Origin of the sequence: Salinisphaera sp. PC39 (assembly GCF_040361335.1) — a bacterium.
Lineage (GTDB): Bacteria > Pseudomonadota > Gammaproteobacteria > Nevskiales > Salinisphaeraceae > APNM01.
Map to the genome: position 1 here is coordinate 23,822 of NZ_APNM01000020.1, position 17,943 is coordinate 41,764.

Genomic DNA, 17,943 nt, shown 5'->3' on the forward strand with positions numbered 1-17,943 from the left:
GTCTACATTTCGCCGCCGCGCCGCGGCATGTCCACCGGAGCGACGCCCTGCGGCGCGGCGGCGCCGCCACCATCGGCGCCGCCGGTATCGATGACCGGACCGTCGACCAACGCATCGCGGTCGTCCGTGGCGCCCGCGATCGTCGGCGGCGCCGTGAGTTCGCGGCGTATCCGGACCGCCAGGCGCGTGAGTTCGGAGGCGCCGCCCGGCCCGACCAGCGCATAGTGCTTGCCGTGCGCATGCCATTCCACGAGACGCGTGTCGCCGCGCTCGAACAGCCGGAACAGTCCCTCCGCCGCCGGGGCCTCGCGCTCCGCGACGTACAGCGCGACCCGGGCGCCGTCGTCACGACGGTAGCGATACTCGACGAGTCCCCCCGACGCCGACCCGATACGGCGCCGACCGACGGGCTCCAATCCCCCGGCCGGCGGTGCCGTGTCCGACACGGCCTGCGCCCGAACCACCTTTTCCGCATAGGCTTCCAGGGCGGCCGTCGTAAAATCCGGCGGCGGCGGTGCCCAGACCAGCCGGCCGACACCGGCCGTCAACACCGCCACGGCGGCAACCGCCGCGAGCGCGGGCCACACCCGTCGCCGACGCCCTGCCGCAAGCGCTGCGTCAGGGTTCGGTCCGGGCTCGTCCGCGTCGACGTCAAACGCCTTTTTCAGTGCCGCTTCCCGCCGCCAGTAGGCATGTATCCGGTCGGCGTCGGCGGGCTCCGAACGCAGATGGGCCGCGACCCGCGCCGCGCGCCGGCGCGGCAGGGCACCGTCGGCGAAGGCGCTGAGGTCCTCGTCGCTGACAGGTCGGTCATCGGGGGACCACCGGATCATTTGACCCTCCGCAGATATCGTGGCGCGCCGGCGGCATCCGCCTCGCAGCGTTGCCGGATGGTCTCGCGGGCACGCGCCAACCGCGAGCGCAGGGTGCCGATATTGATATCCAGTATCCGGGCCGCGTCCCGGTAACTGGGCCCCTCCACCGCCATCAGCAGGACGGCGGCGCGCTGGCCGGACGGCAACCCGTCCACGATCGCCATGATGTCGTGACAATGCGCGTGGGCTTCCTGCGTGCCGCGGGCGATCAAGGGGTCGCCCGCGTGCGGGGTGACCACCTCGCGCCGCGTGCGCGCGGATGTCCGGTCGTTGAGATAGGTCCGGTACAGGATCCGGAACAGCCAGGCCCGAAGGCGCCCCTTGGGACGCCAGAGATGGCGCTTGCGCAGGGCCCTCTCCAGGCAATCCTGCACCAGGTCGTCGGCCGCCGCCGGATCGCCGCACAGCGAGCGCGCGTAACGCCGCAGATGGGGCAGTTGCTCGCAAACTTGCCGCTCGAAACTCAAAGCCGACGCCTGTCGTTCTCGGACCCTGTCATACAAGTACAACGCCCGGACGGCTTTGGTTCCATGGCGGGCCGACGGCTGACACCGTGGGCAATGACGGTTGGAACCAGGGGCCGCATGCCCTTGTTGGTGGGACAGCGGCGCATGACGCGTCGTATCCGGACCACAGACGCAAGGAGTTGAAGATGAACGATATACGCAAGCGACTGACCATCCTCGCCGGGGCGATGGCCCTCGCCGGCAGCGGGGCGGCGGCCGCCCAGGGCGACTACGACCAGGGACAGCAGGGCAATGCCCCGGCGTCCGCGCAACAGGCCCCGAAGGGCGCGTCCGACTTCTCCGACAAGGAACTGCAGTCCTTCGCCGAGGCGCAGCAGGACGTCAGCGAGATCAGCAAGACGTACGAAGGCAAGATCAAGGACAGCCAGGAGCCGGCGAAGATGGCCGAGATGCGGCAAAAGGCCAACAAGGAGATGGTCAAGGCCGTGCGCGACGCCGGCCTCGAGCCGGCCCGCTACAACGCCATCGCCAACGCGGTGCGTTCCAACCCCGAGCTGGCCTCCAAGGTCGAGCAGATGCAATGAAATCCGCCCTGGCGGGGCCCGCGGCCGGACGGCCGCGGGCCCGTCCGGCGTTCAGTCCCCGGCGCGCTCGCGCCGCAGCCAGGGATAGGGGCTCGCCGATCCGCCCCGGTCGCCGCAGATCTCCTCGCGGCCGTAGAACTTCACGCCCTTCTGGATGCGCGGCCGGCCCTGGGCCCGCCGGTGCTGGTTGGTGTCGCGCAGCGAATAGACGCAGCCGCAGTATTCCTGCTGGTAGAACGCCTCGCGCTTGGCGATCTCGATCATCCGCTGGGAACCGCCCTTCTTGCGCCAATTGAGGGTCCAGTAGGTGACCTCGCCGTAACGGGCGGCCGCCCGCACGCCGGCCTCGTTGATCTGGGTCATGTTCTTCCAGCGGGAAATGCCCAGGGTGCTGGAGATCAGCGGATAACCGTGCTCGGCCGCGTACAGGGCCGTGCGCTCGAAACGCATGTCGAAGCACACGGTGCAGCGGCGGCCGCGCTCCGGCTCGTTCTCCAGGCCGGCGATGCGGTCGAACCAGTTGTCGGTATCGTAGTCGCCGTCGACGAAGGGCATGCCGAGGCGCTCGCAGAAGCGGATGTTCTCCTGCTTGCGCATCTCGTATTCCTCGCGCGGGTGGATGTTCGGGTTGTAGAAATACACCGTGACATCCATGCCGGCGGCCTGGACGGCCTCCATCACCTCGCCGGCGCAGGGCGCGCAGCAGGAATGCAGCAGCAGACGCCGCTCGCCGTCGGGCGTCTCCAGATCCGGGCGCTCGTATCGATCCAGGCTGTAGGGGTTCATCGCGCGTGGGCGTGCAGGGATAATGCGCGCCCATGATGGGCCAGGCGCCCGCGATCGTGCAATATCGCGCCTGTTACGATTGCCATCACCTACGGGAAACAGGGAGACGAACATGACCGAGACAGCCCGTCAGGGAAGCCTCCTCCTGGCGATGATCTGGATGGCCCTGATCTCGCTGCTGCTGTTCTGGCTACCCGTCATTGGGCCGTTGATCGCGGGCGTGGTCGGCGGTCGTACCGCCGGCGGCGTCGGCCGGGGGTTCCTGGCCGCGATCCTGCCCAGCGCCCTACTCGGCGCGCTGTTGTTCCTGTTCGGCACGGCCCTGACCGGCCTGCCGCTGATCGGTGCGTTGGCCGGCGGCGGCGTCTTCGTGCTGGTGCTGTTCCAGAGCGGGCCGCTGATCGTCGGCGCGCTGATCGGCGGCCTGCTGGCTTGAGCGGGGCGAACGCCACGGTCGACGCCATTCTCGACGAATGGCGCGATGCCCTCGGGGCGGCCCACGACCCCTATCGCAACCATGCGCAACGGGTGTTCCACCTGGCCCGGGCGCATGCCGGCGACGAACGCACGCTCGCGGTCGCCGCCGCCTTCCATGACCTCGGCATCTGGAGCGACGGCACCTTCGACTATCTGGAACCCTCCGTGGGCCGGGCCGCGGACTGGCTGTCGGACCGTGGCGAATCGTCGCGCCTGGCGGCGGTCGCCGCGCTGATCCGTTTCCACCACAAGTTGACGCCCTATCGCGGGCCGCATGCCGCCGCGGTCGAAGCCTTCCGGCGCGCGGACCTCGCGGATGTGTCCATGGGTCTGATCCCGGGCGGGCTGTCGCGGCGCGACTACCGTGCGCTGCGGCGGCGGTTTCCCTATCTCGGTTTCCACCGCCTGCTCGTTCGCCTGACCTGGCGCGAATTCCGTCGTCGCCCCCTGCGACCGTTGCCCATGCTGCGCTGGTGACGCCGCGCTCAACCGGATGGCGTCGTCGTCCGGCCGGTGTCCTCCCCGCTCAGCGCCGCGCCGCGATAATCGCGGCGCACCGCCCGCGCCAGCATCAGGGCCATGAACACCAGCAGCATGCAGAACGGCAGGCCGAGCGTGGTGATTACGTTCTGAAGCGCGCCGAAACCGCCCAGCACCAGCAGCGAGCAGGCCACCGCCCCGCCGCCGAGGGCCCAGAACACCCGCTGACGGGTCGGCGATTCGGTAACGTCCCCCGAACTGAGCATATCCATGACCAGAGACGCCGAGTCGGCCGAAGTCGCGAAAAAGATCACGACGATCAACACGCTCAGACCCGAGGTGAGCTGGGCCATCGGATAATGCTGCAGAAGGCTGAACAGCGCGATGGCGACATCCTCGTCGACCTGCTCCACCAGACCGCCGCGCCCCCAGAGCTCGATGTCGATCGCCGACAACCCGAAGATGCAGAACCAGACGATGGAGAACAGCACCGGCGCGAACAGCACGCCGCCGACGAACTCGCGGATGGTGCGGCCGCGCGAGATGCGGGCGATGAAGATACCCACGAAGGGTGCCCAGGAGATGGTCCAGGCCCAGTAGAACACGGTCCACTGCCGCTGCCAGCCGGTACGGCCGTAGGCATCGTTCCAGAAGGCCCAGTGGATCAAATTGTCGAGGTAATCCCCGGCGGTCTGCACCATGCCCTTGAGCAGGAACACGGTCGGTCCCGCCACGAACACGAACAGCAGCAGAAGCACCGCCAGGGATATATTGATTTCGCTCAACCGGCGGATGCCCCGGTCCAGTCCCAGCGCCACCGACGCCGTCGCGGCCAGCGTGATCACGGTGATGATCCCGACCTGCGCGGTCACGGTGTTGGGCAGCCCGATCAGGTGATGCAGGCCGCTGTTGATCTGAAGGGTGCCGAGCCCCAGCGAGGTGGCCACGCCGAACATGGTGCCGACCACCGCCACGATGTCGATGATCCAACCGATCGGGCCGTAGATCCGCCGCCCGAGCACCGGATAGAACATGGAGCTGATCCGCGGCGGCAGCCGGTGGCGGTAGATGAAGTAGGCCAGCGCCAGTCCCGGCAGGGCGAAGATGGTCCAGGTATGCAGGGCGAAGTGATAGAGCGTGATCTGCATGGCCTGTTTGGCGGCGGCCACGGACTGGGGCTCCACGTCGCCGCGCGGCGGGTTGCCGAAGTGCGAGATCGGCTCGGCGACGCCCCAGAACATCAGAATGGTCCCGATCCCGGCGGCGAAGAGCATCGTGAACCAGGCGAGATTACCGTACTCCGGCCGATCGTCGTCGCCGCCCAGGCGGATGTTCCCGTAGCGGCTCAGCGCGATCCAGATCAGGAACAGCAGCAGGCCGGTGACGGACAGGATGTAGAACCATCCCAGATGCGTCGCGACCCAGGTCGTGATCGCGCCGAAGAACGCGCTGACGGGTTCGTTGAACAGCGAGGCGACGGGCACGAACGCCGTGATGATCCCGGCGGAGACGAAGAAAATGAACGGATTGGTCTTCAGCCCCAGAGGCGTCTCGAGCCGTCGCAGCATGCCTGATCTCCCAGTCGGGCCGCGTCGGGGCGGCCCGTGTTCGGTCTCACGACCCTATGCGTGCCGACCGGTCGACGCAAACCGGCCCTGACCGGCCTCGACACGGTTGCGCCCGCGGGCCTTGGCCCGATACAGCCGGCTGTCCGCCTCGCCGTACAGGGCCTCCAGATAGGGCGCGGCCGGGTCCAGCTCGGCCACGCCCACGCTCACGGTCACCGGTATCTCGACCCCGTCGTGGACGAAGGCCATGTCCTCGATCCGGCGGCGCAGTTCCTCGGCGATCACGACCGCCTGTGCGGTATCCGTGCCCGGCAGGATCACGCAGAATTCCTCGCCGCCCATGCGGCAGACCCAGTCGGTGGCCCGCAGACGCGTGTCGAAGATTTCCCCCACCCGGCGCAGCAGGGCATCGCCGGCATCGTGGCCGTGGACGTCGTTCACACGCTTGAAGTAGTCCAGGTCGAACACTGCCAGGGACAGGGTCCCGCCCTGGCGGTCGATGCGTTTGAGCTCGCGCTCGAAGACCTCGCGGAACCGGGCCCGGTTGGGCAGGCCGGTGAGCGGGTCGGTGCTGGCCATGCGCAGGAGCTGGCGCTCCGAGCGTTCGCGGCTGATCTCGTAGACGTGGGAGAACGCCCAGATGGCGCCGGCGCAAAGGACCACGTTGCTCAGGGCCACGGGCGTGAGCAATTGCGCGTCGGCGTAATGCTTGATCACGAAGATCGCCAGGGCGCAGCCGAGGTAGAGCGCCGACATGGCGAAACCCCACACCCGGCCGAGCAGCAGGTAGGACAACAGCGGGATGATGAACACCCACACGAACACGCTGGCCGAGGTGTCCGGCACCGCCAGGGCCACCATCATCACCGTGTTGAAGGGGAACAGATAGATCAGCGTCCACCGCCGCAGGTTGGCGGTCCGTCCGACCACCACGTAGAGCGCGCCGGCGAAAACGGTCATCAGCAGTTCCAGCGTCCCGAGCAGATACTGCCCGCGCTGGAAATTGAACCCGAGGAAGAGCAGGCCGCCGACCATCGTGATCAGCAGCAGGGCTTTCAGGACCGCGAGGCGGTTCCGTCGTTCGGGGTCGAAAAGCATGGCCGGCCGCATCCCGGGTTTACTCGCACCAACGCCCGGCACCGGAATCCCTTCGCGCATGGCGCCTGGATCGGGCACGGGCCCGCCGCCGCAGATTACTGGACGGTGTCGATGACCTGCCACCGCCCCGGCGCCGGCCGCCGGTTGGAACGGCGGCCGGCCGGGCGCGATCAGTCCGTGTCCGGCAGGTAGGCGCCGTCCTCGTCGTGAATCTCGCGGCCGGTGACCGGCGGATTGAAGGCACAGACCAGCTTCATCTCGGTCTTGGCCTTCAGAGTGTGCTTGTCGTGCTTGTCCAGGGCGTACACCGTGCCCGGCTCGATCTTGTGCTCTTCGCCGGTATCGCGGTTCACGAGGGTACCCTCGCCCTTGTAGCAGAACACCGCTTCGAGGTGGTACTTGTACCACATGTCGAACTCGAGACCCGGCGGGAAGGTGGTCTCGTGGAACGAGAAGCCCATGCCGTCGCTCTTGAGCAGCCAGCGGACGCTGGTCCAGCCCGCGGGACTGACCACCTCGCGGTCGGTACCCCTGAGGTCCTCGGTACGCACTATCTTCATGTCAGCTCCTGATGTCGGTCGACAAGATCGCAGCGTAACGCATCCCGCACCGGCGACAGCCGGCGCGGTCCGGTATCACGCCGCGCTGTCGCGCAGCCCGTGGCGCTCCAGCACCGTCGTCAGCGCCTTCTCGATGATATCCAGGCCCTCCTCGAGATCGGCGTCGGTGGCGATCAGCGCCGGCATCACCTTCATCACGTTGTCGTCGGCACCGGCGGTCTCCGCGATCAGACCGTTGGCAAAGCATTCGGCCGCGATCTCGTCGGCGAGTTCCGCGCGCGCGCAGTCCACGCCGATGAAGAAGCCGCGTCCGCGCACCTCGGCCTCGAAACCGGGATGCGCGTCGACCATGGCCTGCAGGCGGCTCTTGATGAGCTCGCCCTTGCGCAGGGTCTCCTTCTCCAGCTTGTCGTCACGCCAGTAGGTTTCGAGCATGGCGCAGGACGTGGCGAAGGCGTGGTTGAAGCCCCGGAAGGTGCCGTTGTGCTCGCCCGGCTTCCAGATATCCATGTCCGGCCGGATCATGGTGATCGCCAGCGGCAGGCCGTACCCCGACAGCGACTTGGAGACCGTGATGATGTCGGGCTTGATGCCCGAGGGCTCGAACGAGAAGAACGGACCGGTACGGCCGACGCCTGCCTGGATATCGTCGACGATCAACACCATGTCGTGCTCGCGGCAGATACGCTCGATGCGCTGCAGCCACTCGTTCGAGGCCACGTTGATGCCGCCTTCGCCCTGCACCGTCTCCAGGATCACCGCGGCCGGCTTCTCCAAGCCGCTGGAACTGTTCTCCAGCATCATCTCCAGGTCGGCGGCCGTGTCGCGACCGTCACCGTAGTAATCGCAGAACGGCATCGGCGTGGCGCCGGGCATGTGGATGCCCGCGCCCGCGCGCTTGGATTCGTTGCCGGTCACGGCCAGCGAGCCCAGCGTCATGCCGTGGTAGGCGTTGGTGAAGAACAGCACCCGGTCGCGCTGCTTGACCTTGCGGGCCAGCTTGAGCGCGGCCTCGACCGCGTTGGTGCCGGTCGGCCCCGGGAACTGGATCTTGTAGTCCATGCCGCGCGGTTTCATGATCACCTCCTCGAAGGTGAGCAGGAACCGGCGCTTCTGGTCGGTGGCCATGTCGAGACCGTGGGTCACGGCGTCGGACTGCACGTACTCCAGCAGCGCGGCCTTCATGGCCTCGTCATTGTGGCCGAAGTTCAGCGCACCCGCCCCGGCGAAGAAATCCAGGTACTCGCTGCCGTCCTCGGCTGTCATCCGACAGCCCTTGGCCTTGGTGAAGATCTTGGGGAACGAGCGCACGTATCCGCGCACTTCGGATTCGAGTCGATTGATGGTTTCCATGTTGGCTCCTGAGCTTTTGGCTCGGACTCTTCGGGACTTGCGGGTGAATTCGCGGGGACGCGCTACGCCGACGGGTCGGGAACGCGGGCTCGGTCCACGGGACCGATGCGGAACAGGATCTCGGGCTCGTGCGCCTCGGGGTCCGGAAAATGCTCGCGCGCGAACAACTCGGTCTCTTCGACCGCCGTGTCCAGCTTGCGCGCGAAGCCGCGGAACAGCGCCATGGAGGCCTCGTTGCTGGGCCCGATGGTGGTGTCGAGATAGCGCACGCCGCGTTCCGCGCAGGCCGGCCGGCGCATGATGTCGAACAGCATGCGCGTCGCCAGGCCGCGACCGCGGCCCGCGGCGGCGACCCCCACCTGCCAGACGAACACCGTCTCCGGCTTGTGGGGCGGACAGTAGGCGGACACGAAGCCGGCGATCTCGCCGTCGATCTCGGCGACCACGCTGGTGGGGCCGAAATGCTCGGCCACCAGCAGGTAGGCGTAGGGCGAGTTGAGGTCGAGCACGCCCGTATCCTTGACCAGGCGCCAGATGGCGGCGCCGTCGTCGAGGCCGGGGGCCCGGAGTATCAGGTTGCCGGAAGCGGTCTCCGGCTTGTTGTTCGATGACTCTTGCGGAATGACGATAATCCGTGGCGAATCCGGGTCTTATTATAGCGTGTTTGCCGGGACTTTGCCGCCCCGGGGGCTCCGTCGCCCGGGTCCGGGCCGGCCTCATGGGCGGCGGGGCCGGCTAGTCGAGGGTCTCGTAACGGGCGTGCAGGGACTGCAGCGAGTGCACCGACAGGTCGCCCAGGTGGGGCAGCGCGTTACAGCTCGCGCGGGCACCGGCGATGGTCGTGAAATAGGCCACCTTGTAGCGCAGCGCCGTGGTCCGGATGGAACGGGATTCCTCGATCGCGCGCTTGCCCTCGGTGGTGTTGACGATGAACTGGATCTGCTCGTTCTTGATCATGTCCACGATGTGCGGCCGGCCTTCCTTGACCTTGTTGACCTTCCGGCAGGGCAACTCGGCCGCCTGGATGGCCGCCGCGGTGCCGCCGGTGGCGACGATGTCGAAGCCGGCGTCGATCAGGGACTTGGCCAGGGCCGCCGCGTGCGGCTTGTCGGCATCGCGGATAGTGATCAGGGCCGTGCCCGAGGACGGCAGGCCCACGCCCGCGGCGAGCTGTGACTTGGCGAAGGCCTCGCCGAAGCTGTAGCCCACGCCCATGACCTCGCCGGTGGATTTCATCTCCGGCCCCAGCAGGGGATCCACGGTCGGGAACTTGCTGAAGGGGAACACCGCTTCCTTGACCGAGTAGTATTCCGGCACCCGCTCGGCGGTCACGCCCTGGTCAGCGAGACTGCGGCCGGCCATGCAGCGGGCCGCGATCTTGGCCAGCGGCAGGCCGGTGGCCTTGGACACGAACGGCACCGTCCGCGAGGCGCGCGGATTGACCTCCAGCAGATAAATCTCGCCGTTCTGGACCGCGAACTGCACGTTCATCAGCCCCACAACGTTCAGGCCGCGCGCCAGCGCGCGGGTCTGCTCGCGGACCTCGGTCAGCACGGCATCGTCCAGGCTGTAGGGCGGCAGCGAGCAGGCGGAGTCGCCGGAGTGCACGCCGGCCTGCTCGATATGCTCCATGATCCCGCCGACGAAGACCGACTCGCCGTCGGCAACGGCGTCCACGTCCAGCTCGATCGCATCCTCCAGGAAGCGGTCGAGCAGCACCGGGGTGTCCTCGGAGACCTTGACCGCGGCCTCCATGTAGCGCTGCAGGTCGTCGGGGTCGTAGACGATCTCCATGGCCCGGCCGCCGAGCACGTACGAGGGCCGCACCACCATCGGGAAGCCGACCTGCTCGGCCAGCTTCATGGCCTCGGCCTCGGAACGCGCGGTGCGGTTGGCCGGCTGCTTGAGGCCGAGCCGCTTGACCAGGTTCAGGAAGCGGTCGCGGTCCTCGGCCAGGTCGATGGAATCGGGCGAGGTGCCGATGATGGGGGCGCCGGCCGCCTCCAGGCGCCGCGCCAGCTTCAACGGCGTCTGGCCGCCGTACTGCACGATCACGCCCTTGGGCTTCTCGACGTCGATGATCGACATCACGTCCTCGAACGTGAGCGGCTCGAAGTACAACCGGTCGGAGGTGTCGTAGTCGGTCGACACGGTCTCCGGGTTGCAGTTGACCATCAGGGTCTCGTAACCGTCCTCGCGCATCGCCAGGGCGGCGTGCACGCAGCAGTAGTCGAACTCGATGCCCTGCCCGATCCGATTGGGGCCGCCGCCCAGGACCATGATCTTGTCGCGGTCGGAGGGCTCGGCCTCGCACTCCTCGTCGTAGGAGGAGTACTGGTAGGCGGTGGCGGTCGGGAACTCGGCGGCGCAGGAGTCGACCCGCTTGAATACCGGCGTCACGCCGAGGCGCAGGCGCGCCGCGCGCACCGCGAACTCGTCGCTGCCCAGCAGCTTCGCCAGCCGGCGGTCGGAGAAGCCGGCGCGCTTGAGGCGCCGCATGGCGGCGGCGTCCAGGTCGGCGAGCACCTTGCCCTCGAGCTCGCCCTCCATCGCGATCAGTTCCTCGATCTGATCCAGGAACCAGGGATCGATCCGGGTGAGTTCGTGCACCTCCTGCAGGCTCATCCCGGCCCGGAAGGCGTCGCCCACGTACCACAGGCGCTCGGCGCGGGGCGTCGCCAGCTCGGTGCGCAGGGTGGCCAGCGCCTCGTCGCCGGACAGATCGCCGAGCTTGCTCTCGAAGCCGTCGGAGCCGATCTCCAGGCTCCGCATCGCCTTCTGCAGCGACTCCTGGAGATTGCGGCCGATGGCCATGGCCTCGCCCACCGATTTCATCTGGGTGGTCAGGCGGTCGTCGGCAGCCGGGAACTTCTCGAACGTGAACCGCGGAATCTTGGTGACGACGTAGTCGATGCTGGGCTCGAACGAGGCCGGCGAGGCGCCGCCGGTGATCTCGTTGCGCAACTCGTCCAGGGTATAGCCCACGGCCAGCTTGGCGGCGACCTTGGCGATCGGGAAGCCGGTGGCCTTGGACGCGAGCGCCGAGGAGCGCGACACCCGGGGGTTCATCTCGATCACGATCATCCGGCCGTTCTCCGGGTTGATCGCGAACTGCACGTTGGAGCCGCCGGTGTCCACGCCGATCTTGCGCAGGCAGGCCACCGAGGCATCGCGCATCACCTGGTATTCCTTGTCGGTCAGGGTCTGCGCCGGCGCCACCGTGATCGAGTCGCCGGTATGCACGCCCATCGGGTCCAGGTTCTCGATGGCGCAGACGATGATGCAGTTGTCCGCGTGATCACGGACCACCTCCATCTCGTATTCCTTCCAACCCAGGACCGACTCTTCCAGGAGCACCTCGTTGGTCGGCGACAGCTCCAGACCGCGGGCGACGATGTCCTCGAATTCCTCGCGGTTGTAGGCGATGCCGCCGCCGGTGCCGCCCAGGGTGAAAGACGGCCGCACGATCACCGGGAAGCCGATGTCGGCCTGCGCCGCGACCGCCTCGGGCATGGAATGCACCAGCGCCGACACCGGCGTGCCCAGGCCGATCTCGTGCATGGCCTCGCGGAAGGACTCCCGGTCCTCGGCCATGTCGATGGCCTCCTGGGAGGCACCGATCAGCTCCACGCCGTGGCGATCGAGCACCCCCTCTCGCCACAGGTCCAGCGCGCAGTTGAGCGCGGTCTGGCCGCCCATGGTCGGCAGTAGCGCATCCGGCTTTTCGGCCTTGATCACCCGGGCCACGGTCTGCCACTGGATCGGCTCGATGTAGACCGCATCCGCCGTCTCGGGATCGGTCATGATCGTGGCCGGGTTGGAGTTGACCAGGATCACCCGGTAGCCCTCGGCCATCAGGGCCTTGCAGGCCTGCGCCCCGGAATAGTCGAATTCGCAGGCCTGGCCGATCACGATCGGACCGGCGCCGATGACCAGGATGCTTTGGATGTCGGTTCGCTTGGGCATTGACTAAAAATCCACGGATTTCAGAGATTTACACAGATTTCCTTGAAAATCCCTCATCTGTGTCGCTCTGCGTAATCTGTGGATCATTTACGAGATTCCATCAGGTCCGTGAATTTGCGGAACAGTGGCGCCACATCGTGCGGGCCCGGGCTCGCCTCGGGGTGGCCCTGGAAGGCGATGGCCGGCTTGCCCACGACCTCGATGCCCTGGAGCGTGCCGTCGAACAGCGAGCGATGCGTGGCACGCACGTTGTCCGGCAGGCTGTCCTCGTCCACCGCGAAGCCGTGGTTCTGGCTGGATATCCAGACCGCGCCGGAATCGATATCCAGCACCGGGTGGTTGGCGCCGTGGTGGCCGAACTTCATCTTCACGGTCTTGGCGCCCGCCGCCAGGCCCAGGATCTGGTGCCCCAGGCAGATGCCCAGGGTGGGCACGCCGCGCTCGATCAGCTCGCGGGCGGCGGCGATGGCGTAATCGCAGGGATCGGGATCGCCGGGGCCGTTGGACAGGACAACGCCGTCCACGCCCGGAGCCAGGACCTCATCCACCGGCATGCGCGGCGGCACCACCCGCACGCGGCAGCCGCTGTCCACCAGTCGCCGCAGGATGTTCCACTTCACCCCGTAGTCGTACACGGCGACATCGAAACACGCCCGGCGCTCGGCCTCGACGGCGTCCGGGCCGACCCAGGAAGGCTCGTGCCAATCGTAGGCCTCGATCGTGCCGGCGTCGGCGGCCAGGTCCATGCCCTTGAGGCCGGGGAACTCGCGCGCTAGCCGCAAGGCTTCGGCCTCGTCGATATCGCCGGCCATGATGCAGCCGTCCTGGGCGCCCTTCTCGCGCAGCAGCCGGGTCAGACGCCGGGTGTCGACATCGCCGATGCCCACCAGGCCATTGTCAGCCAGGTAATCGCACAACGACGCCTGCGAGCGCCAATTGCTGGGCGCGCGCGGCACCTCGCGCAGGATCAGGCCGGCGGCCTGGACGTCGGCGGACTCGCGATCGCCGTCGTTGGCACCGACGTTGCCCACGTGCGGATAGGTGAGGGTCACCATCTGCTTGCGGTAGGAGGGGTCGGTCAGGATTTCCTGGTAGCCGGTCATGGCGGTGTTGAACACCACTTCGCCGACCGTCGTGCCGGTTGCGCCAATGGCGACGCCGTGGAAAACGCTACCGTCCGCGAGCGCGAGCAGTGCCGGTTGGCGCAATCGGGTCTCCTACTGGTACGGGGGGCGGTGCGGCGCGAAATTATAGCCGCGCCGCTTCAGGCTGTCTAACGGGAAACCAAACCACAGAGTCACAGAGCGAGAAAAGTAATTTGCATTTTTTGCGCTCCGGATTTTTCTTCATGCCTTGCTCTTTTTTGTAATCTCTGTGTCCTCTGTGCCTCTGTGGTTGAGAACGTTTTACCCATGCAGGCCGAGCACGTCGGTCATGTCGTAGCAGCCGGGCGTGCGTCCGGCGACCCAGGCGGCGGCGCGCATGGCCCCGGCGGCGAAGGTCATGCGCGAGGAGGCCTTGTGGCTGATCTCCAGGCGCTCGCCGTCGCCCGCGAACAGGACGGTGTGCTCGCCGACGATGTCGCCGGCGCGGATGGTCTCGAAACCGATGGTCTTGCGGTCGCGCTCGCCGGTGTGGCCCTCGCGCCCGTAGACCGCGCACGTCTTCAGGTCGCGGCCGAGGGTGTCGGCGATCACTTCCCCCATCTTCAGCGCGGTGCCGGAGGGCGCGTCCACCTTGTGCCGGTGGTGGGCCTCGACGATCTCGATGTCCACGCTGTCGCCCAGGGCGCGCGCGGCCATCTCCAGCAGCTTGAGGGTGAGATTCACGCCGGCGCTCATGTTGGGCGCGAACACCAGCGGGATCCCGCGCGCCGCGGCGTCGATCGCCGCGATCTGGTCCGCATCGAAACCGGTGGTACCGATGACCATGGCGGCGCCCGACGCCCGGCAGTCATCCAGGGCCGCCAGCGCCGGCTCCGGCCGGGTGAAATCCACCAACACGTCGAATGCCGCGTCGCGGCGTTCGTCGGCGGCACGCAGCGGCACGTCCAGGCTTTCGCCGCCGGCCAGCGTGCCGGCGTCCTGGCCCAGGAAGGGCGAGTCCGGGGCCTCGAAGGCGGCGGTCAAAGTGAGCGCGTCATTCTGCACGCAGGCGGTGACCAGATTCCGCCCCATACGCCCGCCGGCGCCGTTGATCGCGACCCGAATATCATTCATATGAATCAAACCACAGAGGCACAGAGACACAAAGAGAAGCAGTAATGAACCACAAAGACACAAAGAGCACAAAGGCAAAAAAGCTAAAACCGCTTTGTGCTCTTTGTGTCTTGGTGGTTAGCCCTCTCTCGCTTTCTTTCCCTTAAATCCTCTGTGCCTCTGTGCCTCTGTGCCTCTGTGGTTAATGCCCTTTAACCGAGGTGTTCTTCGAAGAAGCGCTTGGCGCGGTCGAGCCAGGAGGCGCTCTCCGGGCTGTGCCGGCCGCCGCCCTCGTCCAGGCTCTCGGCCAGTTCCTCGAGCAGCTCCTTCTGGCGCTTGGTGAGGTTCACCGGGGTCTCGACCATGACCTTGCACAGCAGATCGCCCTCGGTGGCACTGCGCACCGACTTCACGCCCTTGCCGCGCAGACGCAGCACGCGGCCGCTCTGGGTCTCCGCGGGGATGCGCAGGGTGACCTTGCCGTCCAGCGTGGGCACGTCGATCTCGCCGCCCAGGGCCGCGGTGGTGATATTCACCGGCACGGTGCAGCGCAGGTCGTCGCCGTCGCGCACGAAGATATCGTGCGGCTTGACGTTGATCTGGACGTAGAGATCGCCGGCGGGACCGCCCATCTCGCCCGGCTCGCCCTCGCCGTTGAGCCGGATACGGTCGCCGTTGTCGACCCCCGGCGGCACCTTGACCGAGAGGTCCTTGTGCGAGCGGCGCTTGCCCTCGCCGCGGCAACGCATGCACGGGTTGTTGATCACCGTGCCGCGGCCGCGGCACTCGGGACAGGTCTGCTGGATCGCGAGGAAGCCCTGCTGCATGCGCACCTGGCCGCTGCCCTGGCAGGTGCCGCAGCGGATCTTGTCGGAGCCGGGCTCGGCGCCGTCGCCGTCGCAATGGTCGCAGTCCTCCAGGGTGGGGATGCGGATGCGGACCGTGTCGCCGGCGATCGCCGTCTCCAGGTCCAGCTCCAGGTCATAGCGCAGGTCGGCGCCCCGCGTCGGTCGCCGGCCGCCGCCCATGCCACCGCCGAATATGTCGGAGAAGATATCCCCGAAACCGCCGAAACCGGCGCCGCCCGCGGCCCCGGCCCCGGCCACGCCCTCGTGACCGAAGCGGTCGTAGGCGGCCCGCTTCTGCTCGTCGGACAGCACTTCGTAGGCCTCGGAGGCCTCCTTGAAGCGCGCCTCGGCCTCCTCGTCGTCCGGATTGCGGTCCGGATGGTTCTTCATCGCCAGACGACGATAGGCCTTCTTGATCTGTTCGGCGGACGCGTCGCGCGCGACGCCGAGGATCTCGTAGTAATCGCGCTTGCTCATGAAGGTATCGTGATTCGTGATTGGTGACTGGTGATTCGCGACAACCGACGCATATTACGCTTCCTACGGCTGCCCGGCGCACTCCCCCTGCGCCATGGTCGCGACCCGCGATTTGCAAAAGGCCGGAGGCGTCACGCGCCCCCGGCCGATCGCAAATCACGAATCACGAGTCACTTCAACTGCCGGTGCCCGACTTCTTGTCGTCGTCGTCGACTTCCTCGAACTCGGCGTCGACCACGTCCTCGCTGTCGCCGCCGGCCTGGGCACCGCCCTGCTGCTGGCCGCCCTCGGCCTGACCTTCGGCGCCGCCGGCTTGATCGCCGTAGGCCTTCTGGATCACCGGCGCGGCGGCCTCGGACAGCTTCTGGGTCTTGTCGTCGATGGCGTCCTTGTCGTCGCCGTCGAGGACCTCGCGCAGGGCCGCGATCGCTTCCTCGACCGGCTTCTTCTCGTCCTCGGTCACCTGGTCGCCGAGGTCGCGCATGCTCTTCTCGATGCTGTGGATCAAACCGTCCGCCTGGTTGCGGGCGGTGACCAGCTCGTCGAACTTGCGGTCCTCCTCGGCATGGGTCTCGGCGTCCTGGACCATGCGCTCGATCTCGTCCTCGGACAGGCCCGAGGACGCCTTGATCACGATCGACTGCTCCTTGCCGGTGGCCTTGTCCTTGGCGGACACGTTGAGGATGCCGTTGGCGTCGATGTCGAAGGTGACCTCGATCTGCGGCGTGCCGCGCGGCGCCGGCGGGATGTCCGCCAGGTCGAAGCGGCCCAGCGACTTGTTCGCCGAGGCCATCTCGCGCTCGCCCTGGAGGACGTGCACGGTCACCGCGGTCTGGTTGTCGTCGGCCGTGGTGAAGGTCTCGGTCTTGCGCGTCGGGATCGTGGAGTTCTTCTCGATCAGCTTGGTCATCTTGCCGCCGAGGGTCTCGATACCCAGGGACAGCGGCGTGACGTCGAGAAGCAGCACGTCCTTGGTGTCGCCGGACAGGACCGAGCCCTGGATCGCGGCGCCCACGGCGACCGCCTCGTCGGGGTTCACGTCCTTGCGCGCATCCTTGCCGAAGAAGGACTTCACCGCCTCCTGCACGGCCGGCATGCGGGTCTGACCGCCGACCAGGATGACCTCGTCGATGTCGGACGCGGACATGCCCGCGTCCTTGAGCGCCGTGCGGCAGGGCTCGATGGTGCGCGCGACCAGATCCTCCACCAGCGACTCGAACTTGGCCCGGGTGATCTTCATGTTGAGATGCTTGGGCCCGGACTGATCGGCCGTGACGTACGGCAGGTTGATCTCGGTCTGCTGGGTCGAGGACAGCTCGATCTTGGCCTTCTCCGCGGCCTCCTTCAGGCGCTGCAGGGCCAGCTTGTCCTTGCGCAGGTCGACGCCGTGCTCCTTCTGGAACTCCTCGGCGATGTGGTCGATGAGCTTCATGTCGAAGTCCTCGCCACCGAGGAAGGTGTCACCGTTGGTGGCATGGACCTCGAACTGGTGCTCGCCGTCGACGTCCGCGATCTCGATGATGGAAATATCGAAAGTACCGCCGCCGAGGTCGTACACGGCGATCTTCTTGTCGCCGCGCTGCTTGTCCATGCCGTAGGCCAGCGCCGCGGCCGTGGGCTCGTTGATGATGCGCTTGACGTCGAGCCCGGCGATGCGGCCGGCGTCCTTGGTCGCCTGACGCTGGGAGTCGTTGAAATACGCGGGCACGGTGATCACGGCCTCGGTAACGGTCTCGCCGAGGTAGTCCTCCGCGGTCTCCTTCATCTTGCGGAGCACGGTCGCGGAGACCTCCGGCGGCGCCATCTTCTTACCGTGGGCCTCGACCCAGGCATCGCCGTTGTCGGCCTTGACGATCTTGTACGGCACGATCTCCTTGTCGCGCTGCGTCGTGGGATCGTCGTAGGTGCGGCCGATCAGGCGCTTGATCGCGTAGAGCGTGTTCTCGGGGTTGGTCACCGCCTGGCGCTTGGCCGGACGGCCGACGAGCGTCTGCCCGTCGTCGGTGAACGCCACCATGCTCGGCGTGGTGCGCTCGCCTTCCGCGTTCTCGATCACCCTGGGCTTGTCGCCTTCGTACACGGCGACGCAGGAGTTCGTCGTGCCCAGATCGATTCCGATCACCTTACCCATCTTGAATCCCTCTCTATCGAAACCCTGTATGCGTGTGTTCGCGCCGGGTCATGTCTCGGTTAACCGCCTAGATGG

General features: G+C 67.3%; 16 protein-coding genes. 3 read left to right on the plus strand and 13 right to left on the minus strand.

Annotated features, from left to right (window positions below):
• Positions 1-2: 2 nt before the first annotated feature.
• Entirely contained in the window at positions 3-833 is an 831-nt protein-coding gene (locus tag PC39_RS15375) for an anti-sigma factor (RefSeq protein ID WP_353254295.1), read from the minus strand.
• A complete protein-coding gene (locus tag PC39_RS15380) occupies positions 830-1,342 on the minus strand; it encodes an RNA polymerase sigma factor (RefSeq protein WP_353254296.1) in 513 nt (170 codons plus the stop codon). Before PC39_RS15380 ends, PC39_RS15375 begins: the two co-directional genes overlap by 4 nt.
• Before the next feature lie 185 nt (positions 1,343-1,527).
• Here PC39_RS15380 and PC39_RS15385 point away from each other — a divergent pair, with 185 nt between their 5' ends.
• Positions 1,528-1,926 carry a DUF4168 domain-containing protein gene (locus PC39_RS15385; protein ID WP_353254297.1) on the plus strand — a complete coding sequence of 133 codons (399 nt, stop codon included), beginning with the start codon at positions 1,528-1,530 and terminating at the stop codon, positions 1,924-1,926.
• A 51-nt stretch (positions 1,927-1,977) separates the two neighbouring features.
• On the opposite strand, the gene PC39_RS15390 is transcribed toward PC39_RS15385, so the two are convergent.
• Complete coding sequence (locus tag PC39_RS15390; protein ID WP_502950887.1) at positions 1,978-2,712, minus strand: epoxyqueuosine reductase QueH; 735 nt, start codon at positions 2,710-2,712, stop codon at positions 1,978-1,980.
• A 112-nt stretch (positions 2,713-2,824) separates the two neighbouring features.
• Between PC39_RS15390 and PC39_RS15395 the strand changes: the two genes are divergently transcribed.
• Positions 2,825-3,148: a hypothetical protein gene (locus PC39_RS15395; RefSeq protein WP_353254298.1), complete on the plus strand. Its 324-nt coding sequence runs from the start codon at positions 2,825-2,827 to the stop codon at positions 3,146-3,148.
• On the plus strand, positions 3,145-3,666 hold the full coding sequence (locus PC39_RS15400; RefSeq protein WP_353254299.1) for an HD domain-containing protein: 522 nt from the start codon (positions 3,145-3,147) through the stop codon (positions 3,664-3,666). The genes PC39_RS15395 and PC39_RS15400 overlap by 4 nt, the downstream gene beginning before the upstream one ends.
• A gap of 8 nt (positions 3,667-3,674) precedes the next feature.
• On the opposite strand, the gene PC39_RS15405 is transcribed toward PC39_RS15400, so the two are convergent.
• The 10 genes from PC39_RS15405 to dnaK all read right to left on the minus strand — a co-directional run bounded on the left by PC39_RS15405 (position 3,675) and on the right by dnaK (position 17,868).
• Complete coding sequence (locus PC39_RS15405) at positions 3,675-5,237, minus strand: BCCT family transporter (RefSeq protein ID WP_353254300.1); 1,563 nt, start codon at positions 5,235-5,237, stop codon at positions 3,675-3,677.
• Between the two features lie 54 nt (positions 5,238-5,291).
• Positions 5,292-6,335 carry a GGDEF domain-containing protein gene (locus tag PC39_RS15410; RefSeq protein WP_353254301.1) on the minus strand — a complete coding sequence of 348 codons (1,044 nt, stop codon included), beginning with the start codon at positions 6,333-6,335 and terminating at the stop codon, positions 5,292-5,294.
• Positions 6,336-6,505: 170 nt separating this feature from the next.
• A complete protein-coding gene (locus PC39_RS15415; RefSeq protein WP_353254302.1) occupies positions 6,506-6,895 on the minus strand; it encodes an ectoine synthase in 390 nt (129 codons plus the stop codon).
• A gap of 75 nt (positions 6,896-6,970) precedes the next feature.
• Positions 6,971-8,248, minus strand: coding sequence for a diaminobutyrate--2-oxoglutarate transaminase (gene ectB / locus PC39_RS15420; RefSeq protein WP_353254303.1), 1,278 nt, complete (start codon positions 8,246-8,248; stop codon positions 6,971-6,973).
• Between the two features lie 62 nt (positions 8,249-8,310).
• On the minus strand, positions 8,311-8,880 hold the full coding sequence (ectA, locus tag PC39_RS15425; protein ID WP_353254325.1) for a diaminobutyrate acetyltransferase: 570 nt from the start codon (positions 8,878-8,880) through the stop codon (positions 8,311-8,313).
• A gap of 103 nt (positions 8,881-8,983) precedes the next feature.
• Positions 8,984-12,214: a carbamoyl-phosphate synthase large subunit gene (gene carB / locus PC39_RS15430; RefSeq protein WP_353254304.1), complete on the minus strand. Its 3,231-nt coding sequence runs from the start codon at positions 12,212-12,214 to the stop codon at positions 8,984-8,986.
• Between the two features lie 83 nt (positions 12,215-12,297).
• The gene (carA, locus tag PC39_RS15435; RefSeq protein WP_353254305.1) at positions 12,298-13,422 is read right to left on the minus strand and encodes a glutamine-hydrolyzing carbamoyl-phosphate synthase small subunit; all 1,125 of its coding nucleotides are present in this window, start codon (positions 13,420-13,422) and stop codon (positions 12,298-12,300) included.
• Between the two features lie 198 nt (positions 13,423-13,620).
• Entirely contained in the window at positions 13,621-14,433 is an 813-nt protein-coding gene (gene dapB, locus PC39_RS15440) for a 4-hydroxy-tetrahydrodipicolinate reductase (RefSeq protein WP_353254306.1), read from the minus strand.
• Between the two features lie 191 nt (positions 14,434-14,624).
• Positions 14,625-15,737 (minus strand): molecular chaperone DnaJ, encoded by a 1,113-nt coding sequence (gene dnaJ / locus PC39_RS15445; RefSeq protein ID WP_353254307.1) that lies wholly within the window; start codon positions 15,735-15,737, stop codon positions 14,625-14,627.
• A 175-nt stretch (positions 15,738-15,912) separates the two neighbouring features.
• Complete coding sequence (dnaK, locus tag PC39_RS15450; RefSeq protein WP_353254308.1) at positions 15,913-17,868, minus strand: molecular chaperone DnaK; 1,956 nt, start codon at positions 17,866-17,868, stop codon at positions 15,913-15,915.
• Positions 17,869-17,943: the final 75 nt, after the last annotated feature.